Origin of the sequence: Nocardia transvalensis NBRC 15921 (genome assembly GCF_000308875.1) — a bacterium.
Taxonomy (GTDB): Bacteria; Actinomycetota; Actinomycetes; order Mycobacteriales; family Mycobacteriaceae; genus Nocardia; species Nocardia transvalensis.
On record NZ_BAGL01000050.1, the window covers coordinates 44,395 to 71,064 of the forward strand.

At 69.9% G+C, this 26,670-nt stretch carries 24 protein-coding genes and 1 pseudogene; 12 read left to right on the top strand and 13 right to left on the bottom strand.

What is annotated here, in order from left to right; translation table 11 throughout:
- Positions 1-36: 36 nt before the first annotated feature.
- Entirely contained in the window at positions 37-1,536 is a 1,500-nt protein-coding gene (locus tag ON41_RS14800; protein ID WP_040748198.1) for a flavin-containing monooxygenase, read from the top strand.
- Between the two features lie 12 nt (positions 1,537-1,548).
- Here the strand turns inward: ON41_RS14800 and ON41_RS14805 are convergent.
- Positions 1,549-3,263, bottom strand: a pseudogene (locus tag ON41_RS14805) (sensor histidine kinase).
- Positions 3,264-3,451: 188 nt separating this feature from the next.
- Here ON41_RS14805 and ON41_RS14810 point away from each other — a divergent pair.
- Positions 3,452-3,964 (top strand): hypothetical protein, encoded by a 513-nt coding sequence (locus ON41_RS14810; protein WP_040748199.1) that lies wholly within the window; start codon positions 3,452-3,454, stop codon positions 3,962-3,964.
- Between the two features lie 9 nt (positions 3,965-3,973).
- On the opposite strand, the gene ON41_RS14815 is transcribed toward ON41_RS14810, so the two are convergent.
- The gene (locus ON41_RS14815; protein WP_040748200.1) at positions 3,974-4,642 is read right to left on the bottom strand and encodes a response regulator transcription factor; all 669 of its coding nucleotides are present in this window, start codon (positions 4,640-4,642) and stop codon (positions 3,974-3,976) included.
- Positions 4,643-4,919: 277 nt separating this feature from the next.
- On the bottom strand, positions 4,920-6,254 hold the full coding sequence (locus tag ON41_RS14820) for a family 1 glycosylhydrolase (protein WP_040748201.1): 1,335 nt from the start codon (positions 6,252-6,254) through the stop codon (positions 4,920-4,922).
- Positions 6,255-6,430: 176 nt separating this feature from the next.
- Between ON41_RS14820 and ON41_RS14825 the strand changes: the two genes are divergently transcribed.
- The 4 genes from ON41_RS14825 to ON41_RS14840 all read left to right on the top strand — a co-directional run bounded on the left by ON41_RS14825 (position 6,431) and on the right by ON41_RS14840 (position 12,145).
- Entirely contained in the window at positions 6,431-8,725 is a 2,295-nt protein-coding gene (locus ON41_RS14825) for a molybdopterin guanine dinucleotide-containing S/N-oxide reductase (protein WP_040748202.1), read from the top strand.
- Positions 8,722-10,191 (top strand): AMP nucleosidase, encoded by a 1,470-nt coding sequence (locus tag ON41_RS14830; protein WP_040748203.1) that lies wholly within the window; start codon positions 8,722-8,724, stop codon positions 10,189-10,191. Before ON41_RS14825 ends, ON41_RS14830 begins: the two co-directional genes overlap by 4 nt.
- A 135-nt stretch (positions 10,192-10,326) precedes the next feature.
- Positions 10,327-11,133 carry an SDR family oxidoreductase gene (locus tag ON41_RS14835; protein ID WP_040748204.1) on the top strand — a complete coding sequence of 269 codons (807 nt, stop codon included), beginning with the start codon at positions 10,327-10,329 and terminating at the stop codon, positions 11,131-11,133.
- Between the two features lie 130 nt (positions 11,134-11,263).
- A complete protein-coding gene (locus ON41_RS14840) occupies positions 11,264-12,145 on the top strand; it encodes a helix-turn-helix transcriptional regulator (protein ID WP_040748205.1) in 882 nt (293 codons plus the stop codon).
- A 138-nt stretch (positions 12,146-12,283) separates the two neighbouring features.
- Here the strand turns inward: ON41_RS14840 and ON41_RS14845 are convergent, their stop codons facing one another.
- A complete protein-coding gene (locus ON41_RS14845) occupies positions 12,284-12,478 on the bottom strand; it encodes a hypothetical protein (RefSeq protein WP_040748206.1) in 195 nt (64 codons plus the stop codon).
- Between the two features lie 56 nt (positions 12,479-12,534).
- Here ON41_RS14845 and ON41_RS14850 point away from each other — a divergent pair, with 56 nt between their 5' ends.
- A complete protein-coding gene (locus ON41_RS14850) occupies positions 12,535-13,056 on the top strand; it encodes a hypothetical protein (RefSeq protein ID WP_040748271.1) in 522 nt (173 codons plus the stop codon).
- Positions 13,057-13,154: 98 nt separating this feature from the next.
- Here ON41_RS14850 and ON41_RS14855 read toward each other — a convergent pair whose 3' ends face one another.
- From ON41_RS14855 to ON41_RS14865, 3 genes are all read right to left on the bottom strand, one after another.
- Positions 13,155-13,769: a dihydrofolate reductase family protein gene (locus tag ON41_RS14855; RefSeq protein WP_040748207.1), complete on the bottom strand. Its 615-nt coding sequence runs from the start codon at positions 13,767-13,769 to the stop codon at positions 13,155-13,157.
- Positions 13,770-13,849: 80 nt separating this feature from the next.
- Positions 13,850-15,070 carry a site-specific integrase gene (locus ON41_RS14860; protein ID WP_040748208.1) on the bottom strand — a complete coding sequence of 407 codons (1,221 nt, stop codon included), beginning with the start codon at positions 15,068-15,070 and terminating at the stop codon, positions 13,850-13,852.
- A 58-nt stretch (positions 15,071-15,128) separates the two neighbouring features.
- Positions 15,129-16,049, bottom strand: coding sequence for a DMT family transporter (locus ON41_RS14865; protein WP_040748209.1), 921 nt, complete (start codon positions 16,047-16,049; stop codon positions 15,129-15,131).
- 177 nt (positions 16,050-16,226) lie between these two features.
- Between ON41_RS14865 and ON41_RS14870 the strand changes: the two genes are divergently transcribed.
- Positions 16,227-17,117, top strand: a complete 891-nt coding sequence (locus tag ON41_RS14870) for a LysR family transcriptional regulator (protein ID WP_040748210.1) — start codon at positions 16,227-16,229, stop codon at positions 17,115-17,117.
- Positions 17,118-17,129: 12 nt separating this feature from the next.
- Here ON41_RS14870 and ON41_RS14875 read toward each other — a convergent pair whose 3' ends face one another.
- From ON41_RS14875 to ON41_RS14890, 4 genes are all read right to left on the bottom strand, one after another.
- Complete coding sequence (locus ON41_RS14875; RefSeq protein WP_276325733.1) at positions 17,130-17,945, bottom strand: class I SAM-dependent methyltransferase; 816 nt, start codon at positions 17,943-17,945, stop codon at positions 17,130-17,132.
- A 44-nt stretch (positions 17,946-17,989) separates the two neighbouring features.
- Complete coding sequence (locus ON41_RS14880; protein WP_040748212.1) at positions 17,990-18,331, bottom strand: VOC family protein; 342 nt, start codon at positions 18,329-18,331, stop codon at positions 17,990-17,992.
- Position 18,332: 1 nt separating this feature from the next.
- Positions 18,333-18,500 carry a ribbon-helix-helix protein, CopG family gene (locus ON41_RS14885; RefSeq protein ID WP_040748213.1) on the bottom strand — a complete coding sequence of 56 codons (168 nt, stop codon included), beginning with the start codon at positions 18,498-18,500 and terminating at the stop codon, positions 18,333-18,335.
- 69 nt (positions 18,501-18,569) lie between these two features.
- Positions 18,570-18,767 carry a hypothetical protein gene (locus ON41_RS14890; RefSeq protein WP_040748214.1) on the bottom strand — a complete coding sequence of 66 codons (198 nt, stop codon included), beginning with the start codon at positions 18,765-18,767 and terminating at the stop codon, positions 18,570-18,572.
- Positions 18,768-19,132: 365 nt separating this feature from the next.
- Between ON41_RS14890 and ON41_RS14895 the strand changes: the two genes are divergently transcribed.
- Positions 19,133-20,248, top strand: coding sequence for a coiled-coil domain-containing protein (locus ON41_RS14895; protein WP_246829530.1), 1,116 nt, complete (start codon positions 19,133-19,135; stop codon positions 20,246-20,248).
- 52 nt (positions 20,249-20,300) lie between these two features.
- Positions 20,301-21,770, top strand: coding sequence for a S8 family peptidase (locus tag ON41_RS14900; protein ID WP_051161507.1), 1,470 nt, complete (start codon positions 20,301-20,303; stop codon positions 21,768-21,770).
- 9 nt (positions 21,771-21,779) lie between these two features.
- On the opposite strand, the gene ON41_RS14905 is transcribed toward ON41_RS14900, so the two are convergent.
- A complete protein-coding gene (locus tag ON41_RS14905) occupies positions 21,780-22,814 on the bottom strand; it encodes an esterase-like activity of phytase family protein (RefSeq protein ID WP_246461628.1) in 1,035 nt (344 codons plus the stop codon).
- 173 nt (positions 22,815-22,987) lie between these two features.
- Between ON41_RS14905 and ON41_RS14910 the strand changes: the two genes are divergently transcribed.
- Positions 22,988-24,181 carry a glycosyltransferase gene (locus ON41_RS14910; protein ID WP_040748216.1) on the top strand — a complete coding sequence of 398 codons (1,194 nt, stop codon included), beginning with the start codon at positions 22,988-22,990 and terminating at the stop codon, positions 24,179-24,181.
- Between the two features lie 15 nt (positions 24,182-24,196).
- Here the strand turns inward: ON41_RS14910 and ON41_RS14915 are convergent, their stop codons facing one another.
- Positions 24,197-25,522: a cytochrome P450 gene (locus ON41_RS14915; protein WP_246829531.1), complete on the bottom strand. Its 1,326-nt coding sequence runs from the start codon at positions 25,520-25,522 to the stop codon at positions 24,197-24,199.
- Between the two features lie 472 nt (positions 25,523-25,994).
- Between ON41_RS14915 and ON41_RS14920 the strand changes: the two genes are divergently transcribed.
- Entirely contained in the window at positions 25,995-26,606 is a 612-nt protein-coding gene (locus ON41_RS14920) for an HdeD family acid-resistance protein (protein ID WP_040748218.1), read from the top strand.
- Positions 26,607-26,670 lie beyond the last annotated feature (64 nt).

Below are 26,670 nucleotides of genomic sequence, written 5' to 3' on the forward strand. Positions count from 1 at the left end.
GACGTCCGGGCGGGATCACACGAAACGAGTACCTCAATGGCGCGGCATGTCGACGTACTGATCATCGGCGCGGGTCTGTCCGGCATCGGAATGGCCTGCCACCTCACCCGGGAGGGGACCGGGCGCAGTTACGCCATCCTGGAGCGGCGCACCGCGATCGGCGGCACGTGGGACCTCTTCCGGTACCCCGGCATCCGCTCGGATTCGGACATGCTGACCTTCGGCTACGGCTTCCGGCCCTGGCACGGCACCAAGGTGCTCGCCGACGGCCCGCACATCCGCCGCTACATCGCCGACACCGCCGACGAATACGGCGTCACCCCGCACATCCGCTTCGGCCGCAAGGCCACCCGCGCGAGCTGGTCCAGCGCCGAGGGCCGCTGGACGGTCGAGGCCGTCGACGAGCAGACCGGCGCGACCGAGACCTACACCAGCAATTTCCTCGTCGGCTGCACCGGCTACTACGACTACGACAAGGGGTACCGCCCGCGATTCCCGGGCGAGGAGAACTTCCGCGGTCCCATCGTGCACCCGCAGCACTGGCCCGAAGACCTGGACTACCGCGGCAAGCGGGTCGTCGTGATCGGCAGCGGCGCCACCGCCATCACCCTGGTCCCGGCCATGAGCGCCGACGCCGCGCACGTCACCATGCTGCAGCGCTCGCCCACCTACATCACCGCGCTGCCCGCCGACGATCCCGTCGCGGTCGGCCTGAAACGGGCCAGGGTCCCGGCCGCGCTGGCCTACAAGACCGGCCGCGCGCGCAATATCGCGTTGCAGCGGGCCAGTTTCCAGCTCTCGCGCACCAACCCGAAGCTCTCGCGCAAGCTGCTGCTGGCCGCCGTGCGGGCCCAGGTCGGCAAGTCGGTCGATATGAGGCACTTCAGCCCCGCCTACAACCCGTGGGATCAGCGGCTGTGCGTGGTGCCCAACGGCGACCTCTTCAAGGTCCTGCGCAGCGGCCGCGCCTCGATCGCGACCGACCACATCGACACCTTCACCGAGACCGGCATCCGGTTGCGGTCGGGGGAGGAACTGCCGGCCGACATCGTGATCAGCGCGACCGGCCTCACCGTCCAGATGCTGGGCGGCGCGGCCCTGGACCTGGACGGCGAACCCGTCACGCTGCGCGATCGGGTCGCCTACAAGGGCGCACTGCTCGGCGGAATCCCCAACGCCATGGTGGTCATCGGCTACACCAACGCCTCCTGGACGCTGAAGGCGGACCTGGCCGCCGAGTACTTCTGCCGCCTGCTCAACCACCTGCGCGATACCGGGCAGACCCGGTTCGTCGTGGAGCCCGAGCCCGGCGACATCTCCGACCAGTCGCTCATGGGCGGCGCGCTGACCTCCGGCTACATCGCGCGCGGCGATGCGGTCATGCCGCGCCAGGGCACCCGCGGACCCTGGCAGGCGATCAACAACTACTTCCGCGACCGCGCCCTGTTGCGCAAGGCGCCGCTCGAGGACGGGATCATGCGTTTCTCCGGCGAGACCGCGGAGCGCGAGCCCGTCCCGCAGACCCGCTCGGCCTGACCGGGTTCCGCGTCAGCGCAGCGGCACCGACCACCGCAGGACGGTGCCGGGGCGCTCGCCCTCGCCCGGACCGGCCGACACCGTGAACCGGCCCCCGGCGGATTCGGCGCGGTGCGCCAGATTGCTCAGCCCGCTGCGCGTGCCGTCCGCCGGGATGCCGCGGCCGTTGTCGGACACGGTGACCGTGAGATCGTCGGCGACCGCGATGGCGATCTCGATGGTCGTGGCGCCGGAGTGCCGGACGGCATTGCTGACCGCCTCGCGCACAACGGCTTCCGCGTGATCGGCGAGTTCGGCCCCGACCACCACCAGCGGTCCGGTGACGTGCAGCGACGTGCGGATGCCGCTGTCGCCGGTGTGCTGCCGGATGGCCTGCTCGAGGCGATTGCGCAGCCGCGTCCCCGACCGCCGTGCAGGTCGAAGATGGATGTCCGGATCTCCTGCACCACATCCTGCAACTCGCTGATGGCGTCGGTCAGCCGGACCTGCACGTCCGGTACCCGCGCGCGCTGGACCGTGCCCTGCAGGCCCAGCCCGATCGCGAACAGCCGCTGGATGACGTGATCGTGCAGATCGCGGGCGATGCGGTCGCGGTCGGACAGGATGTCGAGTTCGCGCATCCGCTGCTGGGCGTCGGCCAGCTGCATGGCCAGCGCCGCCTGATCGGTGAACGCCGCCGCCAGATCCAGCATCTCCTCGTCGTAGGGCCCGGCCTCGCTGCCCCGCACCGCGATCAGCATCCCGAACGTGGAATCCGGGGTGTGCAGCGGCAGGATCATCGCCGGGCCCGCGTCGGCGAAGACCTTCCCGAGATCGGTGGTCCCGATATCGTCGACGCACCGCGCGCCGCGCCGCAGCAGCGCCTCGCCCAGGATGCTGTCGGCCAGCCGCAGTGTGCGGCCGACCTGATCGCCGCCCGAAGTGTGGGTGATGAGCAGTTCGTGCACGTCCTCCGGCGGTAGGTCGGCCTCGGCGACCATCGCCAGGAACACCCGGTCCGAGCGGGTCAGGCGCCGGGCGTGCTCGGCCAGATGCGACAGCACCTCACTGGATTCGGTGCCGGCCAGGAATTCCGTGGTGAGGTTGCCGATCGCCTCGATCCAGTTCTGGCGGGCACGCGCCGACTCGTAGAGCCGGGCGTTGTCGATGGCGACACCCGCGGCGGCGGCCAGCGCCTGCACGATCAGCTCGTCGTCCTCGGTGAACATCTGACCGCCGGACTTCTCCGTGAGATACAGATTCCCGAAGATCTCGTCGCGGATGCGGACCGGGACACCGAGGAAGGTCCGCATGGGCGGATGATTCGCCGGGAACCCGACCGACGCGGGATGGTCGGCGAGATTCTCCAGCCGGATCGGCTTGGGCTGGCTGAACAGCAGCCCGAGCACGCCGTGGCCCTCGGGCAGATCCCCGATCCGGGCCCGGGTCTCGGGATCGATTCCCTGATAGAGGAATTGGCTGAGCTGCCGATCGTGCCCGCGCACGCCCAGCGCGCCGTAGCGGGCGTCGACCAGGCTGATCGCGGTGTGCACGATCGTGGTCAGGGTGCGGTCGAGATCCAGGCCCGAGGTGACGGTGAGCATCGCCTCGACCAGGCCGTCCATGCGATCGCGGACGTCGATGATCTGCTCGACGCGATCCCGCACCTCCCCGAGCAGTTCGCGCAGACGTAATTGCGACAGGGTTTCGCGTACGGAGTACGTGCCGGCTGCCGAGCCCTCCGTCATCGTGGCCGATCCCGATCTGTGAGCGAGTAGGTCCGTCGGCTGAATTGTATCGGGCCGCGAGGTCCGGCACGCCCGAGCCGACCGGCGATACGCGTAATTCGGGGCGATGTGCCCTAGCGTTCCGCGAGAACGTGGTGCACCGTGAGGTCGGGTGCCCGTGTCTTTGTGTCTCTCGACTGGAGGCGATCATGAACAGCCTGGAGCGGCAATTACTTTCGTGCCTGGATGCGCTGCGGGAGTTACCCAGCCCCGGCAACGTCCGCAGCGTGCGGCGTGCCGTGCTGGCCCTGCGGACGGCGGCCGACGAACTCGATCAGGCGGACCCGTACTCGCGCGGCGTGCACGCGCTGTACGAGTACGTGGACACCTCGAGTCGCGCCGCGGTCTCCGACCGGATGCAGTGGCTCGGCGGGAGAAGGTCCGAATACGAGAACGCGCTGGCCTCGGCGCTGGCGGCCGCGCGCCGCGGCGGGTCGGTGTACGCGCTGTCGTGCCAGCGCGACGACCTCGGCCGGCTCGGCGCCGAGATCGAGGGGCTGGACCGGCCCGAGGACCGAGAAGCGTTGCGCTCCTTGCTGTCCTACGTCTACATGAAGAACCGGGAGGCGCTGGGTCTCGCGGTGAGCAGCGGCTGGGGATCGCCCACGCCGAACTACCGGTTGGAGATGGGCCGCACCGACCTGGCCGGCGCCGGATCCTGAACCGGCCGCTCAGTTCGCCGTGGTCTCACTCCAGGTCGCGGCGAACTGCCCGGCGCGCAGCTTCGAGGCGTACACCGCGGCCTGGGTGCGGCGTTCCATACCGAGTTTGGCCAGCAGCCGGGAGACATAGTTCTTGACGGTCTTCTCGGCCAGGAACATTCGCTCCGCGATCTGCCGGTTGGTGAGACCGTCGCCCAGCAGATCGAGCAGTTTGCGCTCCTGGTCGGTGAGCGAGGCCAGCGGCCCGTCCGGTTCGGTGCTGCGGCGCAGGCGTTCCATCAGCGCGGCGGCCGCGCGGTTGTCCAGTAGCGAGCGCCCGGCGCCGACGGCCTTGATCGCCTCGGCCAGTTCCATGCCCTTGATGTCTTTGATGACGTAGCCGCTGGCCCCGGCCAGGATCGCGTCGAGCATGGCCTGCTCGTCGGTATAGGACGTCAGGATCAGGCATCGCAGATCGTCGAGCCGCGACAGCAGCTCGCGGCACAGCTCGATGCCGTTGCCGTCGGGCAGCCGCACGTCGAGGACGGCCACATCCGGGCGCAGCGCCGGTATCCGGGCGAGCGCGTGGGCGACGTCTCCAGCCTCGCCGACCACGGTGAGATCCGGATCCTCCTCGAGCAGGTCGATCAGGCCGCGTCGAACGATTTCGTGGTCGTCGACCAGGAACACCTGAATCATGGTTGGGTGTCCTATTCCGGTTGCAGTAGTCAGAACACAATAATGCGCGCCGGGTCGCCCGGGTAAGGCCGAAGGTCACACAATGACCGATTCGCCCGAGAGGTGAGCCGCTGATTCGGCATGGCAGGCAGGGCAGGCGTTCCGGCCGTCACGAGCGGTCCACCGCCTCGGGCGAGTGCCGGGGGGCAGCCCGACGGGTCAAGCATGCCCCGGCGGCCCGCGCCGCCGGTCGGGCCGAACGTCGGCAGTCGCAGTGCCGAAGGTCCTCCGCAAGCCCCTACTGCGGCACCGTGACCGGATCGTCGCAGCTGCCGGGCGTATCCACCAGGGAGCAGGCGGCCGGCGCGCGGGTGGGCCGGTAGTCGCCAGGCACACCGCCCGCGCGGGTGATCGACCGGTAGGCGTCGACCGCGTCGGTGGGGCGGCGGGTGCGGGCCGGATCGGTGCGCACGTCGACCGTGTAGAGGCCGAAACGCGGTGTGTAGCTGCCCCATTCGTAGTTGTCGGTGATGCTCCAGTAGTTGTAGCCCATGACGTTCATGCCGTCGTGGCGGGCGCGCTGGATCCAGTAGACGGTGTCGCGCAGGCTGTCGGCGCGGGTGTAGCCGTCGGCCCGCGGCGCGCCGTTCTCGGTGGGTATGCCGTTCTCGACGATGTAGAGCGGCTTACCCGGGAAGCGCCGCGCATAGTGGTCCAGCGCGTAGTAGATGCCCTCGGGTTGCAGCGGCATCTTCCACAGCGACGTGAGGTTCGCGGGCGACGTGGTCGCGATCGACTGCGGGGTGAAGCCGTAGTAGTAGTCGATGCCGATGTAGTCGAGCCGATCGGAGATCGGATCCAGGACCTGGCCGTTGACCGGCCCCTCCGCCGCGCCGGCGGTGTAGGCGACATTACTGGTCACCAGGGCGCCGGGCTGGACGGCGTGGATGTGGTCGTAGATGGCGTTGTGCGCGTCGACCAGTCCCTGCCGCATGGCGGGCAGGGCGGTCGCGGGCAGCCCGCCGTTGCGGGTCTCGTTCACGAGATAGAAGGTGGGCTCGTTGAACGTCACCCACAGCGGATCGCGGGAGGCGTAGCGGTCCACCACCTTTCGCGCATTCGCCAGCCAGTCGCCGACCATGTCGGGATGGCCCCAGCCGCCGCGTTCGGCCGCCCAGCCCGGATACACCCAGTGGTCGAGGGTCAGCATCGGGCGGATGCCGGCGGCGGCCATGGCGTCCAGAACGCGGTCGTAGAAGGCGAATCCGTCCTCGGACCAGGCGCCCGGCCGGGGCTGCACCCGGGCCCATTCGACGCTGATCCGGTAGACGCCCACCCCCAGCTCCGAGGCCAGGCCGATATCCGAGCGGTAGCGGGTGTAGAAGTCGGCGGCGTCCTGGTACCGGTCGTAGTCGGGATGCGCGTCGATGTAGCGGATCCAATTGCTGTCCGGCGCATGGCCTTCGCACTGGAATCCCGCGCTGGCCACGCCCCAGAGGAAATCCGGGCCCAGGGCCGGCACGGTCGCGGGCGGGGCCGGGCGGGCGCCCGCGACGGGCGCCGGTGCGGCGAGCGCGGCGGCGGTACCCGCCGCGAACAGACCCAGGGCGTGGCGGCGGCTGAACTGGCGCATCGGACTCCTCTGCCATCGAGTGCGGGGTGGAATTCCCGGGCAACGCTAGCCGGAGCCGTGGGCTGACCGAGCGACCACTCGGGAATGTTGCCATTCCGATATGAAACTGGTCGTGTGTCCATGTCTGGGACGCGGGTCCGGCGGCGGTGTCGGTGGGCGGCGTTACGGTGGTAGACATGACGACGCATCTGACGCACTGGGGAGCGTTCGAGGCCGCCGGCGACGGCGAGCGCCTGACCGAGGTGCGTCCCTGGCGCGGCGATCCGGAGCCGACGCCCCTGATCGAGAACGTCGCCACCGCCCAGCACCACCCCACCCGCATCGACCGCCCGCACGTGCGGCAGGGCTGGCTCGACCACGGCCCGGGGGCGCCGCGGCGGGGCGCGGAGCCGTTCGTCCCGGTGTCCTGGGAGCGGGCGATCGAACTGCTGTCCGGCGAGCTGCGCCGGGTGTACGACACCCACGGCGCGGAGTCGGTGTACGCCGGGTCCTACGGCTGGGCCAGCGCCGGGCGCTTCCATCACGCGCAGAGTCAGGTGCATCGCTTCCTGAACTGCCTGGGCGGCTACGTCCGGCACGTCAACAGCTACAGCCTCGGCACCTCCACCGTGCTGATGCCCTACATCCTGTGCGACCTGTACTGGTTGCTCGGGCATGCCACGGCGAAGTCGGTGCTGGCCGAGCACACCGACCTGGTCGTCGCGTTCGGCGGGCTCTCGCCCAAGAACACCGCGGTGTCACCGGGCGGGGTATCGCGACACAACGCGCGCGGCTGGGTGGCCGCCGCGCGGGAGCGGGGCTGCCGGTTCGTGACGGTCGCGCCGCTACGCGACGACACCCCGGCCGAAGCGCGGGCCGAATGGCTGGCCCCGCGGCCGAATACCGACGCCGCCCTGATGCTGGCGCTGGCCCAGGTGCTGGACGCGGAAGGCTTGGCGGACAACGCCTTTCTCGATCGGTACACCGTCGGCTTCGACCGGTTCGCGCGGTACCTGCGCGGCGAGGCGGACGGCGTCGTCAAGGATCCGGCGTGGGCGGAGGCGATCACGGGCGTGCCCGCCGACCGCATCCGGGCGCTCGCGCGCGAGATGGCCGGGTCGCGCACCTTCGTCACGGTCAGCTGGTCGCTGCAACGGGCGCGCCACGGCGAGCAGCCGCTGTGGCTGGGCCTGGTGCTGGCGGCCATGCTGGGCCAGATCGGCCTTCCCGGCGGCGGATTCGGGCACGGCTACGGGTCCGCGAACAGCGTCGGGGAGCCGACCCGGCAGCTGCGGGTGCCGCATATGCCGCAGGGCGAGAACGGCGTCGACGCGTTCATCCCGGTCGCCCGCATCTCCGACATGCTCCTCGATCCCGGTGCGCCCTTCCGCTACAACGGGCAGGAGCTGACGTATCCGGATATCCGCCTGGTGTACTGGGCGGGCGGCAACCCCTTCCACCACCATCAGGACCTGGCGCGGCTGCGCGAGGCGTTCACCCGCCCCGAGACGGTGGTCGTGCACGATGCGTTCTGGACCGCCACCGCCCGGCACGCCGATATCGTGCTGCCCGCGACGATGACCATCGAGCGTGACGACTTCGGCGCCGGCGACAACGACCGGATGTTCTTCCCCATGCCCGCGCTCACCCGGCCGCACGGCGAGGCCCGCGACGACTACGCCATCTTCGCCGAACTGTCCGAAAGCCTCGGCATCGGTAAGGAATTCACCGAGGGCCGCACCGCCCGGGAGTGGCTGCGGCACCTGTACGACCAGTGGCGCGACACGGTGGGGGAGCAGGGGCACCGGATGCCCGGCTTCGACGAGTTCTGGGCGGGCGAGGGCCTCGAGCTGCCGGTCGCCGAACCGGCCCAGGTCGCCTTCGCCGACTTCCGCGCCGATCCGGACGCACACCCGCTGACCACCCCGACCGGCCGCATCGAGATCTTCTCCGACACCATCGCCGGCTACGGCTACGACGACTGCCCGGGCCACCCGGTCTGGCTGGAGCCGGAGGAGTGGCTGGGCAGTCCCGTGGCGGCCCGATTCCCGCTCCAGCTGATCGCCAACCAGCCGCGCACCAAACTGCACAGCCAGCTCGACGTAGGCGCGCACAGCCGATCGGTGAAAATCGCGGGGCGCGAACCGGTTCGGCTGCATCCCGACGAGGCCGCGGCGCGCGGCCTGCGCGACGGCGATATCGTGCGCCTGGTCAACGACCGCGGTTCGTGCCTGGCGGGCCTGGTGGTCGACGAGGCGGTGCGGCCCGGTGTGGCCCAGCTGTCCACCGGCGCCTGGTACGACCCCGACCCGTCGGATCCGAGTTTCTGCCGGCACGGCAACCCGAACGTGCTCACCGCAGACCGCCCGTCGTCCACGCTGAGCCAGGGCAGTACCGGCCAGCTGACACTGGTCCAGATCGAGGCGTATCCCGATGCGCCACCGGACCTTTCGGTCCTCGCGCCGCCGACGATCGCGGACGGTCGCTCATGACCGACGCAGCGGACCGGCGGACCGTCACCCAGGTGGCGGTCGAGGCGACCCTGGACGACCTGCAGACCCGCTACGACCGCTCGGTCGGCGCGCTGCGCGCGGCGGTGAAGGATTTCGTCGACACCGGCGTCGCGCCCGACGAGGCCACCCGCGCCTCGGGCCTGTTCGTGTACCCGGAACTGCGCATCAGCTGGGACGGCCGCACCCAGCCGAAGAACCGCACCCGGGCCTGGGGCCGCCTCACCCGGCCCGGTACCTACCGAACGACGATCACCCGCCCGGCGCTGCTGCGCCGGTACCTGACCGAGCAGCTGACGGTGATCGCCGAGGACTACGACATCCACATCGAGGTCGGCCCGTCGCGGCAGGAGATCCCGTATCCGTACGTGATCGACGCCGCCGAACTCGGGCTGGACCGGTCCATGAGCGCCGATCTGGCCCGGTACTTCCCGACCACCGACCTGGCCGCCGTCGGCGACGAGATCGCCGACGGCCTCATCGATACGAGCGGCCCGCTGCCGCTGAGCCACTTCGACGCGCTGCGCACCGATTTCTCGCTGGCGCGGCTGCGGCACTACACCGGGACGCCGGTCGAGCACTTCCAGCCGTTCGTGCTGTTCACCAACTACACCCGCTACGTCGACGAATTCGTGCGCTGGGCCACCGATCTCATCGCCGACCCCGCCACGCCCTATATCGGCCTGTCCTGTGCCGGCGGGACGGTCATCACCGCCGAGAGCCGGGACGCGGATTCGACGGCCGCCGACCTGGCGTGGAAGAAGCATCAGATGCCCGCGTGGCACCTGATGTCGTCCACCGGCCACGGTCTCACGCTGGTCAATATCGGCGTCGGGCCCGCGAACGCCAAGAACATGTGCGACCACCTGGCCGTCCTGCGCCCGCACGCCTGGCTGATGATCGGCCATTGCGGCGGGCTGCGGGAGAGCCAGGACATCGGCGACTACGTCCTCGCCCATGCCTACCTGCGCGACGACCACGTCCTGGATCCCGTTCTGCCGCCGGATATTCCGATCCCCAGCATCGCCGAGGTGCAGCGCGCCCTCTACGACGCGACCAAACAGGTCAGCGGCATGCCCGGCGAGGCGGTGAAGGAGCGCCTGCGCACCGGCACGGTCGTCACCACCGACGACCGCAACTGGGAACTCCGCTATTCGGCCTCGGCCCTGCGCTTCAACCTCAGCCGCGCGGTAGCCGTCGACATGGAGAGCGCCACCATCGCCGCCCAGGGCTACCGCTTCCGCGTCCCCTACGGCACCCTCCTCTGCGTCTCCGACAAACCCCTCCACGGCGAGATCAAACTCCCCGGCCAAGCCAACCGCTTCTACGAGGGCACAGTCTCCGAACACCTCCAAATAGGCATCCGCGCCATAGAACTCCTCCGAGCCGAAGGCGACAGCCTCCACTCCCGCAAACTCCGCACCTTCAACGAACCCCCCTTCCGCTGACCTGCCTTCCGACGGGCGGTTCGGTGTGTTGTCGCGCACCAGGCAAGGGGGCTCCGACAGTACCTGTACCACCAGGGTCTCCCGGACGTCCGAAACGGCTGTCAATGTGTCCGAGTCGGAAGGAACCGGAGACCAATGGCGGACAACCAATGCACTACTCACACAGAACTTTTCGATCTGAGCGGAAAGTACGCTCTTGTCACTGGCGGCACCAGGGGCATCGGGATGATGATCGCGCGCGGCCTTCTCCAGGCGGGCGCCCGCGTCGTCATCAGCGCACGCACGGCAGATGCGTGCGCGCAGGCACAGCGTCTACTGTCCGAATTCGGCGAGGTTCGAGCAATCCCCGCCGACCTGTCCAGGCACGAGGAGTGTCAGCGTCTCGCTGATCTTGTCGAGGCCGACTCCGGACGCCTGGACATCCTCGTCAACAACGCGGGAGCGATGTGGCGCGAGCCGCTGGAGACGTTCCCGGACGAAGCCTGGGACGCCGTGCTCGACCTCAACCTCAAGTCGCCGTTCTGGCTGGTGCAGGCGCTGCTGCCCGCACTGCGCCGGGCGGGCACCGCCGATGATCCCGCGCGGATCATCAACATCGGCAGTATCGCCGCCATCCACGTCGCCGCGGCGCCCAACTACTCCTACGCCAGCAGCAAAGCGGCACTCCATCAACTCACTAGGGTGCTTGCCAGAGAACTGGGCCCACAGCACGTCACGGTGAACGCGGTAGCCCCAGGAGTGTTCCCCTCGCAGATGATGGCGTCCGCACTCGATGCCATCGGCGACACGATCGCGGGGGCGGCCCCGCTGCGCCGGCTCGGCCGCGACGACGACATGGCCGGTGTCGCCGTATTTCTCGCCGGCCGGGCCGGGTCCTACCTCACGGGGGCCATCATCCCGGTCGACGGCGGCATCGCGACGACCGCGACGGGTACCCCCTAGACGTCGGCGCAAGGCTTTGCCCGGCAACCGACGGGCCCTCGCGAACATCTCCAGAGGCGGGTCTCTCACGCAGTCGTCGGGGTACCCGCAGTACCTCCCTCATCCTGCAGGACGCGCTTACGGTGAGGGGATGGCCACGAGGGATCTACGCACCGATATCCGGGAGTTTCTCAGCTCGCGTCGCGCCCGCATCGCACCCGAGCAGGCGGGCTTGCCCGCTTACGGCGGCAATCGCCGGGTCAAAGGTCTGCGTCGCGAGGAGGTAGCGCTACTGGCGGGGGTCTCGGTCGACTACTACGTGCGCATGGAGCGCGGCGGCCTCGCCGGTGCCTCCGATGGCGTGCTCGACGCGTTGGCCGTCGCGTTGCAACTCGACGAGGCCGAGCGCGACCACCTGTTCCACCTCGCACGCCGATCCGCGACGCCCAGCGGCCTCCGCCGGCACAGGCCTGCCGCGGCGGTGCGCTCGACACTGCAGCGGGTGCTCGACGCCATCTCCGATGCGCCCGCCCTGATCGGCAACGGGCGGTATGACGTGCTCGCCATGAATCACCTTGCCCGCGCGCTGTATTCACCGGTGCTGGCCGACCCGCGACGGCCGGCGAACACTGCTCGGTTCGTCTATCTAGCTCCCGAGGCGGCCAGAGATTTCTTTGTCGACTACGACCGAATCGCCGGTGACGTGGCCGCGAAGCTGCGCATGGAAGCCGGCCGCAATCCACACGACGAGGAGCTGATCGCCCTGGTCGGTGAACTGTCGACGCGCAGTGCGCTGTTCCGGCAGCGGTGGGCATCCCGGGACGTCCGGCTGCACCGGTCCGGACGCAAGCGTATGCACCATCCGGTCGTGGGCCGGCTCGACTTGGACGTCGAGTCCCTGGACCTGCCCGCCGAACCCGGCCTGTACCTCACCGTCTACACCGCCCCCGCGGGCACACCGACCGCTGACAACCTAGCGCTCCTGGCGTCGTGGGCAGCCACCCAACAGACGCTCGAAGCACACAACGAATAGTCCACCCCTTCACCCGTACTTACCGGAACCCCTCTGGGTTCACCCTCCCTGCCCAGGCAATTCCTTGTTTCCGGCGTGCTTGTGGCCGGAATCTCACCATGGATTCCGGCCAGAAGCACGCCGGAAAATCCGGCGATGTCAGGAGATGGAGGCAGTGAGTACCAGGATGCCGCCGGTGAGGAGACCGGCGACCTTCACGACCTCCAGGGCTATATACACATAGTGGCTGTGGGAGCGTGGGGCGTTCAGGGGCGCTTCGAGGAACGAGATCGCCAGCACCATGCCCAGCCAGAGGAAGGCGGCGGCGGTGACGGCGGCCCAGGCGGAAGTCATGCGGTGGTCCTGTCCTTTCGGTCCGGTGCCGGCTACCAGAATGCTAAGGAGTGGTCATGCAGGTCCGCACATCTCATCCGATCGTGGACGCCGTCCTCGATCGGTATCGGCGTGAACTCGGCGAGGCGTTTCCCGTGTACCGCAATCACGTGTTGCGCGGCCTGAACTATCACGAGGTGTTGCTGGGGGAGCCGGTGCCCGATACGGCCGCCCTGGCGTGGGCGGTGCACGATCTGGGGATCTGGACGGCCGGGACGTGGGATTACCTGGCACCGTCGGCGGATCTGGTCGGGAAGCACGCCGAGGAGTTCGGAATCGAGGACACCGAGCGAGCACGCCGGATGGTCCTCGACCACCATCGGCTCCGCGGTATCGACGACCGGCTGCCCGAAACGTTCCGCATCGCCGACCGCGTCGATGCCAGCCACGGCCTCCTACGCGGGCCGGTGCCTCGCGCGGACATCGAGACCGTCGTCGCCGAACTGCCGTACCTCGGATTCCACCGCTTTCTCCTCCGCACCGGCACCCGCTGGGCACTGAGACATCCCTTCCACCCCCTGCCGATGGTCCGCTGGTAATCCCCATGAATTCTCATGGTGCCGTTGCACTTTCGCGACATGCTGTGTGAAGACACCATGGCAGTGCCGCGACCCCGACGAGAACACGCGACGCGTCGTCAGAGCACGTCGTAGGTCAGGTGCGTCGCCGTCGAGGTCGGGAGCACGGTGCGCTGGACGAGCGTGCGCGGCGAGCCACCGGTGAACAGTGGCGTCCCGGAGCCCAGCACGACCGGGGACAGGTGCAACACCTGCACCTCGACCAGCCCGGCGGCGAGCGCGGTGCCGATCGTCGCGCCGCCGCCCATGAGAACGACGTCGAGGTCCTTGCCGGCCGCCGACGAGGCCGCCTCGGCCCGCTCACGCGCGGCCGCGACGGCATCGGACAGACCGGTGGTGACGAATGTCCAGTCGAGGTCGGCGAGCCGCACCGACTCCGGCGGTGCACCGGTCACGACGACGAACGCGGGCTTACCGACCTCACCCGCGCCGTAGCCGATGTCGTCGCTCCAGCCCTCCGGCCCATCGACCACGTCGAAAAGCCGGCGGCCCAGGACAACGGCCCCCGAGCGCGTGGTCGCCTCGCGCAACACCCGCTGATCGTCCGGGTCGCCGGAAAATGCCCACGTATGCAGTGCTTCACCGCCGGTCCCCAGCCCGTTACGCGGACCGGGGTCAGGCCCGGTGACGAAGCCGTCCAGGGACACCGAGATATCCGCGACGATTCGAGTCATAGGAGACCAGACGCGATACGACCGCCGAACTCATCGGTCGACGCTCGAACGCGGAGTGCCCTGTTCATCGAACCGGACGATTACAGGCCCAGCTTGGTCACCGCGTTATCCTCCAACGGGTTCGCGGTGCGAATGTAGCCGTGCACGGTGCGGGGATTCGCCCAGCGCCCCTGCCGCATGATCTCGCGGTCACTGGCGCCGCCCAGCGCCGCCTGAGTCGCGAAACCCGCGCGCAGCGAGTGCCCCGAGAACAGGTCCGGGTCCAGGCCCGCCCGCGCGGCGTAGCGTTTGACGAGTTCGGCGACGGCGCGGCCGGACATGGCAGTATCGCTGATGCCGCCGTGCCGCGAGATCGCGGGGAACAGGGGCAGATCGGGGTCGTCGAGGGTGGTGCCGGTGAAGGCGTGACAGCGGTGGATGGCACTGTCGGCGGGCATCTGTTCCGCCAGCCAGGCACGCAGTCCGGCCGCGCCGCGCGCGAAATGTATCTCGCGCAGGCGAATCCAGTCCGCGAAGGCGCACACCGGACAGGTGCGGGGCCGCGCGCCGCGGGGGAGCGCCACGCGCTGCGCGGCGACACCCGTCGGGTCCGTCTTGGTCGCGGGCAGCTGGACCAGCAGGATCGGTTCGCCGCTGGCGTGATCCACCTCGGCCCGGACATCCGCGATCCGCAGCCCGGCGATCTCGCTGCGGCGCAACGCACCCGCGAAACCGACGAGCAGGACCAGGATGTCCCGGCGGCGGGCGGGTTCGGTCGGCCAGCCGGGTGCGGGCAACCCGCCGAGCAGCTGCTCGAGAGTGTGCAGCAGGACCGGTCGCTTGCGCTTCGGCTGGGTGCGGCGCGTGCGCCGGATACCGCGCAGCGTCAGGCGGACGACGTCGGTGCGGGTGGGGGAGGGCAGCCCGTTCGCGGCGTGCACGGCCGCGATCGCCGCACTCTTCCGTTCCAGAGTGGCCGCGCTGAAGGCCCACTCGCCGCCGGGCTTGCGGGTGTCGGCGGCGGCCGCCAGATACACGGCGACGTCCAGCGGATCGGCGGGCAGCGCCTGCCTGCCCTCCGAGGCGCACCACGCCGACCATGCGATCCAGTCGGATCGGTAGGCGCGCACGGTATTCGGCGACTGCGACGCCTCCAGGTACCGCCCCAGCGCCCCGGCCTGCTCGTCGTCGAAGCGCTCCCGCACCCTGCGCAGCGCCGCGGCATCCACGAGCACACTGCGCACGCCGCGCCGCAACTCGCTGTGCACCGCGTCGGGCACAGCGATCTGCCGGGTCCCGGTATCCGCCTCGACTGTGCTCATCGCAGGTCACCGTACCGCGATCCGGCGGTGTCCCCAGCGACGGTGATTCGGTGGCGCGTCAGCGCGGAGCGCGGCGGGAGAGTGCCACGCCGAGGAGGCATACCGCGCCGCCGAGGAGCCCCCAGGCCGTGGGGATTTCGGCGAGCAGCACCCACGAGAGCAGGATCGAGAGGGCCGGAACGGCATAGGTGCTGGCGGTCAGGCGGCTCGCGGCCGTCCGGTGCAGCGCGTAGGACCACGCCGTGAAACCCAGTGCGGTAGGGAACAACCCGAGATAGATGCCGTCGGCGATGACACGGGCGGGTGCGGCGGACAGCTCGCTGATCAACTGCGGAGTCCACGGCAGCAGGGCAACCGTCCCGATGACGCAGCCCAGCCAGATCGCGGTGAGCGGGTCCACGTAGCGCAACGCGGGCTTCTGCACCAGCACGCCCGCCGCGTACAGCACGGCGGCGAGCACGCACAACAGCACGCCGAGCCCGTCGCGGTGGCCCCCGCCACTCGACACCGCGATGATCGCCACACCGGCCAGCGACACCCCGGCCCCGAGCAGCAGCGCGCGGGTCAGCAGTTCCCCGAACAGGCCGGCGGCGCCGAAGGCGACCAGCAGCGGCGCGAGATTCACCAGCAACGCCGCCGTCCCCGCATCGACATGCAGCTCCGCGGTGTTCAGCGCGACGGTGTATCCGGCCAGCCAGAGCACCGCGTACGCCGTCACGAGCAGCAGCGCGCGCGGCGATCGCGGGATCCGGTCCAGGGGCCGGCGGCGGGCGAATACCGGAATCGTCAGCGCCGCGGCGGCGACCACCAGCCGCAGCAGCGCCATGGGCGCGGGCGAAAGATGCGGTCCCGCATCGCGGATCGCGACGAATGCCGACGCCCACAGGACCACCGCGACCAACGCGGCGACGGCGCTCGCGACATCGGCGCCGCCGTGCTGTGCGGTGGGCCGGGAAGGCGGATCGGCGAGTTCGGTCATGTCCGCGATCGTCGCCGCCGGGGTCCGGACGGCACAAGTGAATTCCGGACCTGTCGGTCGGTGCGCAGCGGTATCGGGGTGTGCTTCGTGGGTCACTCAGCCATCGTCGGCCGTTCCATACGACAGCACAAGCGAACAAAATAGAACAACAAGTAAGTACAGCTGTACGATCGGGGCATGCTCGATATCTCCCGGCTGCGGCTGCTGCGGACCGTCATCGCCACCGGCTCGCTGCGGGCGAGCGCCGAGACCCTCGGTTATACGCCGTCGGCGGCCAGTCAGCAGTTGGCCGCGCTGCAACGCCAGACCGGTCTGCGCCTGGTCGAGAAGTCCGGCCGGGGAATCGAACCCACGGCGGCCGGGCGCGCGCTCGCCGCGGAATCCAGCGGGCTGTTCGAGGAATTGAGCCGTCTCGACGGTGTGGTCGGCGACCTGCGCGCGGGACGGGTCGGCACCCTGTCCATCGGGTACGTGGCGTCCGTCGGCGCCACCTGGCTGCCGCCGATCGTCGACGGCCTGCGGTCCGAATTCCCCGAACTCCGGCTGGAGTTGCGCATGGCCGATGTCAGCGCGGGCCCGCGCGATATCGACGTGTTCGTCGAGGACGCCGAGACGACTCCGTCTGCCGCCGTGCGGATTTCGCGACTCGTCGCCGATCCCTACGTCCTGGCCGTGCGCGCGGACGATCCGCTCGCGTCCCGGCCCGAGGTCCCGTTGAGCGAGCTGGCCGACCGCGCCTGGATCGACAACGAACCGGTGGACGGCCCCTGCCGCCGCATCCTGCTCGACGCGTGCGCGCAGGCCGGGATCACGCCGCGATTCCAGGTGCAGACCCCGGACTACCGCACCGCGCTGCCGATGGTCGCCACCGGCATCGGCATCACCGTGCTGCCCAGGCTCGCGGCCCGGGACCTGCCCGCCGGAGTCACGGCCCGCCCGTTGACCGCGCCGACGCCGATACGATTCGTCAGCATCGCCGTCCGCCGGTCGATCGCGGAGAATCCGGCGGTCCGCCGCACCGTCGAGCTGTTGTTATCCATTGCGCGGCAGGGCATTCCGGTCGACTAGTGCCGCGTCCGATCAGGTGGTCGCCACCAGGATCTGCTCCGACTCCGCCGGACGCAGGCCGTCGGGGCGACCGTCGAAATAGCGTCGGATCAGGTCGGCCGACGAGATGTGCCGGGCCGCCGCGAAACCGCTCTCCTTGGCCAGCGCCAGGATCTCGTCCGGCGTGAAGAAGCTGATGAACGGTGTGCCGGAAGCTCGGGCGCCGTCCTCGGCGAACCGGCGCAGGCGCTGCTCGTCCGCGCCGACCGAGTCCAGCGGCAGCATGAACGTCGTCGCCAGCGTGGAGCCGGGGGCGAGCGCCGAGATCTGGCGCAAGGTAGCCGTATTCGCCTCCAGCGTCAGATACATGGTGACGCCCGTGGAGGCCACGAAGGCCGGGCGGCCCGGATCGAACCCGGCGGCCGTCAGCCGGTCCCACCACGAATCCCGTTCGAAATCGACCGGAACCAGCCGCAACCAGTCGGGGACGCCCAGGCCGACGTCGAGCAGACGCTGCCGTTTCCACGCCTGCGGACCAGGCTGGTCGACCTCGAAAACCGTGAGCCGATCGGCGAATTCGGGCCGGCGTTGCACGAAGGTGTCGAGCCCAGCGCCCAGCAGGACGTACTGGTCGACCCCGGTGCCGACCTGCTCGGCCAGCAGATCCTCGATACAGCGCGCCCGCGCCAGGACGCCCGCGCGCATCGGGGCGGTGCGGGCCGGATCCATATCCGGCCGCCGCTCCCAGCCGTCCTCGGGATCGGCGAGGCGCAACCCGATCTCGTCGTCGAAAACGTAAGGCGCGGAATCGACTCGGCGGTGCATGGCCCGCCAGAGTGCCACCCGGATCGCGGTGTGGTCCGGCGCGGCGGTCGGATCATCCGGCACAGTCCTCACTCCTTTCCGGGCGCTTGCAGGGTCCACGTCCGCCCGTCGGGATCGCGGACGGTCATCTCCTGGGTGCCGTAGTGGGTCTGCTCGAAATCGGTCACGACCTCGACATCCGCGCCGGGCCGCCGATCCGTCCCGGCGACCTTCAGAACCAGTTGCGCGCCGGGCTTTTCGGCCGGTGGAACCTCCGCCACGAAGATCGACGGCCCGTCACTGTTACGAAACTGACCCGAGTTGTGGTCCGTCTCGAACTCGAGCTCGAACCCCAGCCCGCGCAGGAACCGGGCGGTCTTCCCCCAATTGTGTGTCGTCAGAAATACGGCATCGATGCCCTCGGTCGTCATGTCAGTCCTTTCCGTCCGCGTGCTCGTCGGTGTCGTCGAGATACGTCCGCAGCGCCTCGGCGACCAGCGCCGACAACGACATACCCGACTCGATCGCCCGGAACTTGACCTGCTTGATCAGCCCGACCGGCAGATAGACGTTGAACTGCTTCACATCTTCGTCGCCCACGCCCCAATGCTAGCATGCTAGCATGCTAGGTGCCGCACGGTGCAGCAGTTCGTCACGACGGACCGCGGTTCAGCGAGGTTGGAAGAATTCGAGCATTCGCTGGGCGGCGTCGGGCGCCATGAGCATCTTCTGGAGGTCCGCGGACATTCGGGCGGCGGTGCTGGTGCGTTCGAACATCTCGCGTTCGTATTCTTCGACGGCGGTGGGGAAGTCGTGTGGGTGCGCGGCCAGGGCGAGAGCGAGTGAGGCGCCGTCGAGCATCGCCACGACGGCATCCAGGCCCGCATTTCGAACTGACGCGCGGGCGGGCCCGTGCCTCCACATTCTCCGCCGTGTCGGTCGGCTGGCCGTCACGTGACATCGGCATGCGTCGGGTCCGTGAGTACGGACGGAACTGGTACGCGCGTACATGCGAGCACAGTTTTCGAGAGATTTCGTAGCTTATTCGTTTCGTTGGTAGTGACCAAACGTAAACGAAATAAAAGAGCAGTCGCGGAACGGTTTCCTCAATCCTGACCGCCGATAACGTTCACTTATCGGGGGTCAGACGTTTACGGATAGCCACACGGCTCCAGCGATTTCGTTTCGTGTTGTTCCGTTGGATTTGACGAAACCAACGCTACGATTTCCAGGTGTCGAACGTGTGTAGCTATCCGGGATGCGCCCGGCCCATCCCGCGCAACGGCGGCCCGGGGCGGCCGTCGGAATACTGTGACCACCCGGACCACACCCGGTGGCGGGCATGGCGGGAGCGGCAGCGACGCCAGCAGGAGGCCGAGGCCCCGGAGCCCACCGTCACTGTGACGCAACAGGGTCCGGTGACGTCGGCGCGGCTACGGGCCGACGAACTGCTCGGACAGTTCCGTACGCTCGCCGAACAGCTGGGCGGCACGCTCACGTCGGCGGTCGCGGAACTGTCCACCCTCGCCGACCCCTCGGTCGCCGAGGCCCAGGTCCAGGCGGTGCAGGCCGATGCGGCGCGGCGCATCGCCGAAGCCGAGATGGCGACCGTCGCCGCGGAACAGGCGCGCCGCGAGGCCGAAGAGGCGCGCGACGCCGCCGAATCCGCCGCCGAGGACGCCGCGGCCGCCGCGGAGCAGGCCGAGGCCCGCATCGCCGAGGCGCTCGCCGCCCGCGACGACGCCCTGGCCGAGGTCGGCCGCGTCACGAAAGCGGCCGCGGACGAGGTGTTCACCGTCCGGACCGAGGCCGAGGCCGAGATACGGACGGCTCGCCGCGAGGCCGCCGACGACATCGAACGCGCTCGCGAACAGGCCACCGAGGACATCGCCCTCGCTCACCGGAAGGCCGCCGCCGAGACCGAACGCGCGAAACGCGAGGCCGCCCAGCAGGTCACCGCGTCCGCCGCCGAGCGCGACCTGGCCGTCCAGCGCGCCGCCGACGCCGAACGCGCCATCGAACGCGCCGAATCCGCGGTCGCCGAACGTACCCAGGCCCTCACCGAGACCCGCGACGAGCTGACCCGGGTACGCACCGAACTGTCCGACACCCGAACCGAACTCGCCGCCGTCCGGCGCACCGCGTCCGAGGAGGCCGCCGCCCTGCGCGCCGACCACGCGGCCACCCTCGCAAAGACCCGCCAGGAGATCGACGACCGCCTCGCCGCCCTGGACGACGCCCGCGCCCAGACCCTCGCACGGGCCGAACGCGCCGAACGCCAACTCGACGAACTCCTCGCCGCCGGCCGCTCCGCCCAGCCCGCCGAGCCGTCGTCGGCGCACACCTGAGATCTGCCACAATCCGGGTGCGCGTTGGGGCACAACGGAGTTCACTGGGTGCATGACATCCGCACACCGGAACAGCAGTTCGGATCGATCGGCGGAGGCGGGGACGGTCGGGTCGCCCAGCGAGCTGATCGTCGTCACGCACGGGGCCCCGGCCCCGATCGACGAGTTCGTGATGACGGCGAGCCGGGACACCGAGGCGCGACTCGCGCAGCTGCTGCCGGACGGCACCGAACTCGTGCGCATCTTCGGTCCCGAGGTGCGGGTGCAGCAGAGCCTGTTCGGGACGCCCGACGAACCCACGGGCGCACAGTTTTTGAACTACTTCTACGTCCAGGGCGCCGCGACGGGCCGCGTCGCGGCGGAGCTGGACACGCTGGCCGAGCGCCTGCGTGCGGACGACGCGGTCGCGGCCGCCTACGTCAAACCTCCCGCCGAGCCGCCGATCGACCCGCAGGTCGTGCTGATCCGCTCCGAGGAGCCGGTCCCGCCCGTGACACCCGACTTCACCACCCGCCAGGGCTACCTGGACGCCGCGCCGGCCGGGATCGCCGCGCGGTGGGCGTGGACGCAACCCGGCGGGCTCGGCACCGGGGTCCGCGTGGTGGATGTGGAGGGCGCCTGGCGTTTCACGCACGAGGATCTGCTCGCGAATCAGGGCGGCGTCATCGGCGGCACTCCGTCACCGGATCTGGGCTGGCGCGACCACGGCACGGCGGTGGCGGGGGAGATCAGCGGTGACGTCAACACCTTCGGCATCACCGGCATCGCGCCGGAAGCGGGTATCCGGGCGATATCGATCTTCGGGCCGGGCTCGGCGACCGCGATCCGCACCGCGGCGGACGCACTCGGCCCCGGCGACATCATCCTGCTCGAATTGCACCGTCCCGGACCACGATTCGACTACGCCGGGCGGGCGGACCAGCGCGGATACATCGCGATCGAGTGGTGGCCCGACGACTGGGCGGCGGTCCGCTACGCGGTGGGTCGCGGCATGATCGTGGTCGGGGCCGGCGGGAACGGCGGCGAGGATCTGGACGATCCGCTGTACGCCACGCGTCCCGCGGACTTCCCGGACACCTGGGTCAACCCGTTCGGCGGCGGCGCGGGCGATTCCGGCGCGGTCCTGGTCGGGGCGGGTGCGCCGCCGCCGGGCACGCACGGCCGCGACCACGGGCCCGGCCGGTCGCGGCTGTCGTTCTCCAACTACGGATCCCGGATCGACACCCAGGGCTGGGGCCGCGAGGTGACCACGACGGGGTACGGCGATCTGCAGGGCGGGGCGAGCGAAGACTACTGGTACACCGACACATTCAGCGGCACCTCGAGCGCCTCTCCGATCGTCGTGGGCACCATCGCGAGTTACCAGGGTATGTCCACGGCCGCCGGCGCCCGGCTCACACCCGGCCAGGTCCGAACCCGCCTGCGCGCGACCGGATCACCTCAGACCGACGCCCCGGGCCGCCCCGCCACCCAGCGCATCGGCAACCTCCCGGACCTCCAGGCCCTCATCGGCGAGGAGTGATACGCGCCCTCACCGCACCGCGAGGGCGATGATCTGCGTGATCTGATTCGCGGCGAAGTTGTCGTCGCTGACCAGGATCAGGGTGCGTTCGCCGGAGGGCAGCCGCGGGCCCCACGTCATGCCCTCGACATTGTCGACGGCGGGCAAGCCGATGTCGTCGAGGTCGACGAGCAGGCGTTTGGTGACCGGGCGGGCCCGGTCCAGGGGCGCGTCGAGGACATTGGTGGCGCCGGTGGTGTCCATCTCGTAGATGCGGACCTTGTTGCCCGCGCCCTCGACGTAACTGCGTTCCAGCACCAGGTATTTCGCCGGATCGAGCGGGTCGGCGGCGAGGATCGCGGCGACGCCGTTGGTGCCCTCGCCGGGGGCGAAGACAGGCTCCAGCGGGTAGGCGAACTGTGCGAGCAGCGGGCCGGTTCGCGCCTGGACGGTGACGCGGATGAGCGCGCCGGACGTGGTGGTCGGGTTGGGGCCGTCCTGTAGCAGCGGGCCCTCGACGGAGCTGACCAGCAGCGTGCCGCCGCCGGCGAAGGTGACGCCCTCGAGGACGGCGTTGCGCTGTGGACCGGTGCCCGGCCGCATGTGTTCGTCGTCCGGGAGGGGCAGTTCGCCGCCGAAGGTTCCGTCCGTATGCGCGATGCGGACCGACGGGTCCTGCAGCACGGTGTCGGTGCGTTCACCCTCCTGGGTCCACACGTAGTCACCGGTCCACGGATCGACTCGGATGTCCTCGGGATCGACGCCGTCGGTCGGATAGGCGCCGCCGTCCGGGGTGCGCAGCGGGTGGGTGGCGGTGAGGTCGACCGGGCCGACGCCGTTGCCGTCCACCGGGATCCGAGCCGTATAGAACCGCGCCGGATTCTTCGCCGACCGGTCGTCACTGATCAGCACGTACTCCCCGCGCTGTGGCGAGTAGTCGATCCCGGACAGCCCGCCGACGGCGGTCCCGTCGTAGTGCGTTCCGTGCGGCAGGATCTGCTCACCCAGCAGCCGTACGGCCGGCGCCTCCCCGTCGGCATGCGCTGGAATAGCGGTGGTTGCCAAGGCGCACAACGTGAACAACACCGTATATCCGGACCGACTCATGCCCCACAACCTAGCGGGACCCGGCCCGAACCGCTCTCGCGGCTGTCGCCGGTGGGAATCCGCCGACCGCGGGTGTGCGCCGCCGCCGACTACGCTCCACGCCGGCTCGACGGAACGGGAGGCGTGACGATATGCGGGTGCTGGTGTCGACGAGCGGGTCGCGTGGCGATATCGAACCGGCTCTGGCGCTCGCGCTGCGGTTACCGGAGTCGGGCGCGCAGGTGCGGGTGTGCGCGCCACCGGATTTCGCGGCCCGCTTCGCCGAGCTGGGCGTACCGCTCGAGCCGCTGGGCCCGCCGCTGCCGGGATCGCACGGCGGGGACGCGTCGCCGCCGGATCTGCTGCACTACGTCGACCAGTGGCCCACGTACCAATTCGACACGATCGCCGCGGCGGCCGCGGACTGCGACGCGGTGGTGGCGACCAGCGTCACGGAGATCGCCGCCCGGTCGGTCGCCGAGAAGCTGGGCATCCATTACCAGTTCGCGAGTTACCAGCCGACCACGCTGCCCTCGCCGCATCATCGCCCGATGCCGATGGCGGGCGACCGGCCCCCGCCGGAAGCATTGAGCAATCGAGTTCTGTGGGAGATCGACGCCCTCGGCTGGGACGCGCAATTCGGCGAGACGCTCACTGCCCGCCGGGCGGCGCTCGGTCTGCCGCCGGTGACCACCGTGCGCGACCACGTCATCGGCGACCGGCCGTGGCTCGCGGCGGACTCCGTTCTCGCGCCGTGGCCAGGAACGCCCGGCCTGGACGTGGTGCAGACCGGCGCCTGGATCGTGCCCGACGAACGCCCTCTCCCTGCCGAATTGGCGGCCTTCCTGGACCGGGGCGCACCACCCGTGTACGTCGGCTTTGGCAGCATGCAGGTGGGCCCCGGCGTCGCACGAGCCGCGATCGAGGCGATTCGCGCGCACGACCGCCGCGTGATCATCTCGCGGGGCTGGGCCGGACTGACCGCGGTCGATGATGTCTCCGACTGCCTGGTGGTGGGAGAAGCCAACCACCAGGCGCTGTTTCCCCGGGTCGCCGCGGTCGTCCACCACGGCGGCGCGGGCACGACGACGACCGCGGCCCGGGCCGGGACACCGCAAGTAGTCGTGCCTCAGATGATGGACCAGACGTATTGGGGACGACGGGTCGCCGACCTCGGCATCGGCGCGACCCTTGAGGAGGCCGGCCCCGATGCGGCGGCGTTGTCCGCCGCGCTCGATACGGCCTTGGCGCCCGCCACCCGCGCGCGAGCAGACGCGGTGGCGGAGAGCATCCGGACCGACGGGGCGGGGGCGGCCGCGGAGATGCTGGTCGGCGCGATCCGGTGAGGAGCCCGTGGTGTATCAGGGACGAATTCCGGTGGCGGTGAGCACGACTCGTGCGCCCTCGGCCGGGACGTTGGTGATGTTGCGGATGCGGCCGCGTTCCGTGGTGACGCCCGGGGGCAGGGCGAGGGTGTAGCGGGTCAGGACCTCGCGGAGGACCGCGGTGCCTTCCATGAGGGAGAAGCCCGCGCCGATGCAGCGGCGTACGCCGCCGCCGAAGGGGAGCCAGGTGTTGGGCGGGACGCTGCCGTCGAGGAACCGGGCGGGCCGGAACTCGTCGGCGTCGGGAAAGTTGGCGCGGCGTCGATGCGCGAGCACGATCGAGGTCGAGACCACCGCGCCGCGCGGGAGAGGCAGACCGGCGATCGTCATATCCCGGGTCAGCCGCCGCAGTGCCGCGCCGATCACCGGATGCCGCCGCATCGACTCCTTCAGGACCGCCTCCAGGTACTTGTCGTCGCCGTCCGCGGCGGCCCGGCGCGCGGTTTCCTGAGTGACGGGATCCGCGGCGAGTTCGTGGCACGCCCACGACAGCGCCGAGGCGGTGGTCTCGTGACCGGCGAGCAGCAGCGTGATGAGTTGATCGCGCAGTTCCGCGTCGGTGAGCGGGGCGTCGTCGGGATTCTCGCCGGAGCCGACCGCCAGGAGCCGGGACAGGACATCGGCGCGCTGATCGAGGTCGGGGTGCGCGCGGCGGCGGGTGATCTCGGCGTAGAGCAGCGCATCGATCGCGGTCTGGTTGTCGCGGAACCGCTTCCACGGCCCGAACCGCTGGAGCCGCGGATACTTCCAGCCGAAGAAGACGATCGGGTTGATATCGATGATGGGCCGCAGCAGCGGGGCGAGCTCGTCGCGGCGGTGCTGCTCGGTCATCCCGAACACCACCTGCATGATCACCTCGAGCGTCAGCTCGTTCATGCGGTCGAGCATGGGCTGCGTGGTACCGGCGGCCCACCCGTCGACCTGGGATTTGGCGATGGATTCGACCAGGGCGCGGTAGCCGCGCAGCGCGGAGCCGGTGAACGCCGGCATCAGCAGGCGGCGGGCGCGCGCGTGGTCGGCCTCGTCGGTCAGCAGCAGCGAATGTTCGCCCATGATCGCGCCGAGCACCCGGTTGCCCTCGCCCGCGTGCAGATCGGCGGGATCGCCGGCGAAGATCTCCCGAATGTGCTCGGGCCGGGAGAACACCACCAGATTCTCCGCGTACGGCGGGACCATCCGCACGGTGAACACGTCGCCGTAGCGGCGCGCCGCGGCCGTGACGTAGCGGTGGCGCCACCGGGTGTACAGCAGCGTCTGGACGACTCTGGGTAGCCGGGGTCCCGGCGGGTAGGCGCTGGTCACGAGCGGTCCTTCCGACATGCCGCGGCGGCGCGGCGCAGCGCGCGACACGCTGTCCCCCTCACGGTAACCCGCGAGGGTGCGCGTGACGAGTGGTGGGCGACAGCGAAATAGCGGCAGGGGAGCGCCCTCGCTGCGGGCGAATTGGAATGGTCGGTGGCCGCCAATTGTCACCTGTCGTCGCAAAGCGATAGCAATCCGCCGGAGGCAGAGAGGTTCTGCACCGGATATACGTCGAATCAGGGATTGCCATGCCTCTCCGACCGCATACCGAGAGATCGAAAACCGGTGGTCAGCGACGGGGCAGCCATCGGAAACAGCGTGACAGCCGAGGGGAAACGCACCGATTGCCCGATATTCGCGAAAATCCGTCCGGCGAAGAAGATTCCGACCGGTCGGGTACCTGGGTGGCGACGACTCGACCGTAGTTCGCAAATCACCGGCTAATTGCGGTCCAGGGCCATATCATTACGCTATGCCCACACTCCGAGTTGCGGGGCGCACCGACGTATTCGCCGGTGGCGCATGGCAGGCGGCCCTGGCGATCGGGGTCGCCACCGTGGGTCTGGGCGTGGTGATCCTGTTCTGGCCCGATAAGACCGAGCAGGTCGCGGGCCTGCTGTTCGGGGCGTGCCTGCTGCTGACGGCGGTATGGCAGCTGATGATCGCCTTCCGCGCCCGCGTCTCCGGCGGCCTGCGGGCACTGGAATTCCTCACCGCGCTGATCGCCCTGCTGCTGGCGGCCTGGTGCCTGCGCAGCGGCGACTGGGTCGCGGTCCTGGCGCTGTGGATCGGCATCGGCTGGGCCGTCCACGGGATCGTGCAGGCGATCGTCGCGGTCTGGTCCGACGATCTGCCGCACGCGGGGCGCGTGGAGTTCTACGGCCTGCTCACCGTGCTCGCGGGCGTCCTGCTGGTGATCTGGCCGATCAATACCCTGGCCGGACTGGCGGTGCCGGTGGGCCTGGGGCAGATCTTCCTGGGCGGCACCGAGATTCGCGTCGCGGTGCGCCTGGACCGGGCCGCCGCGCAGGGCGATACGGTCGGAGTGCACGGTTTGCTGCGCACTCAGCCCAAGGCTGGCTAACTCCGGGCACCCTCCAATAATCATTCCGACAAATCCCTCGTCCAGACGTCGATCGCAGGTAACG

Excerpts from the sequence above, each read along its gene's own strand:
- ON41_RS14880 (WP_040748212.1), bottom strand. The coding sequence starts at position 18,331 with ATGACGACCGAGGGCATCGATGCCGTATTTCTGACGACACACAATTGG.
- ON41_RS14810 (WP_040748199.1), top strand. The coding sequence starts at position 3,452 with ATGAACAGCCTGGAGCGGCAATTACTTTCGTGCCTGGATGCGCTGCGG.
- ON41_RS14850 (WP_040748271.1), top strand. The coding sequence starts at position 12,535 with ATGCAGGTCCGCACATCTCATCCGATCGTGGACGCCGTCCTCGATCGG.
- ON41_RS14840 (WP_040748205.1), top strand. The coding sequence starts at position 11,264 with ATGGCCACGAGGGATCTACGCACCGATATCCGGGAGTTTCTCAGCTCG.
- ON41_RS14845 (WP_040748206.1), bottom strand. The coding sequence starts at position 12,478 with ATGACTTCCGCCTGGGCCGCCGTCACCGCCGCCGCCTTCCTCTGGCTG.
- ON41_RS14825 (WP_040748202.1), top strand. The coding sequence starts at position 6,431 with ATGACGACGCATCTGACGCACTGGGGAGCGTTCGAGGCCGCCGGCGAC.
- ON41_RS14900 (WP_051161507.1), top strand. The coding sequence starts at position 20,301 with ATGACATCCGCACACCGGAACAGCAGTTCGGATCGATCGGCGGAGGCG.
- ON41_RS14855 (WP_040748207.1), bottom strand. The coding sequence starts at position 13,769 with ATGACTCGAATCGTCGCGGATATCTCGGTGTCCCTGGACGGCTTCGTC.
- ON41_RS14830 (WP_040748203.1), top strand. The coding sequence starts at position 8,722 with ATGACCGACGCAGCGGACCGGCGGACCGTCACCCAGGTGGCGGTCGAG.
- ON41_RS14870 (WP_040748210.1), top strand. The coding sequence starts at position 16,227 with ATGCTCGATATCTCCCGGCTGCGGCTGCTGCGGACCGTCATCGCCACC.
- ON41_RS14920 (WP_040748218.1), top strand. The coding sequence starts at position 25,995 with ATGCCCACACTCCGAGTTGCGGGGCGCACCGACGTATTCGCCGGTGGC.
- ON41_RS14800 (WP_040748198.1), top strand. The coding sequence starts at position 37 with ATGGCGCGGCATGTCGACGTACTGATCATCGGCGCGGGTCTGTCCGGC.
- ON41_RS14910 (WP_040748216.1), top strand. The coding sequence starts at position 22,988 with ATGCGGGTGCTGGTGTCGACGAGCGGGTCGCGTGGCGATATCGAACCG.
- ON41_RS14865 (WP_040748209.1), bottom strand. The coding sequence starts at position 16,049 with ATGACCGAACTCGCCGATCCGCCTTCCCGGCCCACCGCACAGCACGGC.
- ON41_RS14815 (WP_040748200.1), bottom strand. The coding sequence starts at position 4,642 with ATGATTCAGGTGTTCCTGGTCGACGACCACGAAATCGTTCGACGCGGC.
- ON41_RS14835 (WP_040748204.1), top strand. The coding sequence starts at position 10,327 with ATGGCGGACAACCAATGCACTACTCACACAGAACTTTTCGATCTGAGC.
- ON41_RS14860 (WP_040748208.1), bottom strand. The coding sequence starts at position 15,070 with ATGAGCACAGTCGAGGCGGATACCGGGACCCGGCAGATCGCTGTGCCC.
- ON41_RS14820 (WP_040748201.1), bottom strand. The coding sequence starts at position 6,254 with ATGCGCCAGTTCAGCCGCCGCCACGCCCTGGGTCTGTTCGCGGCGGGT.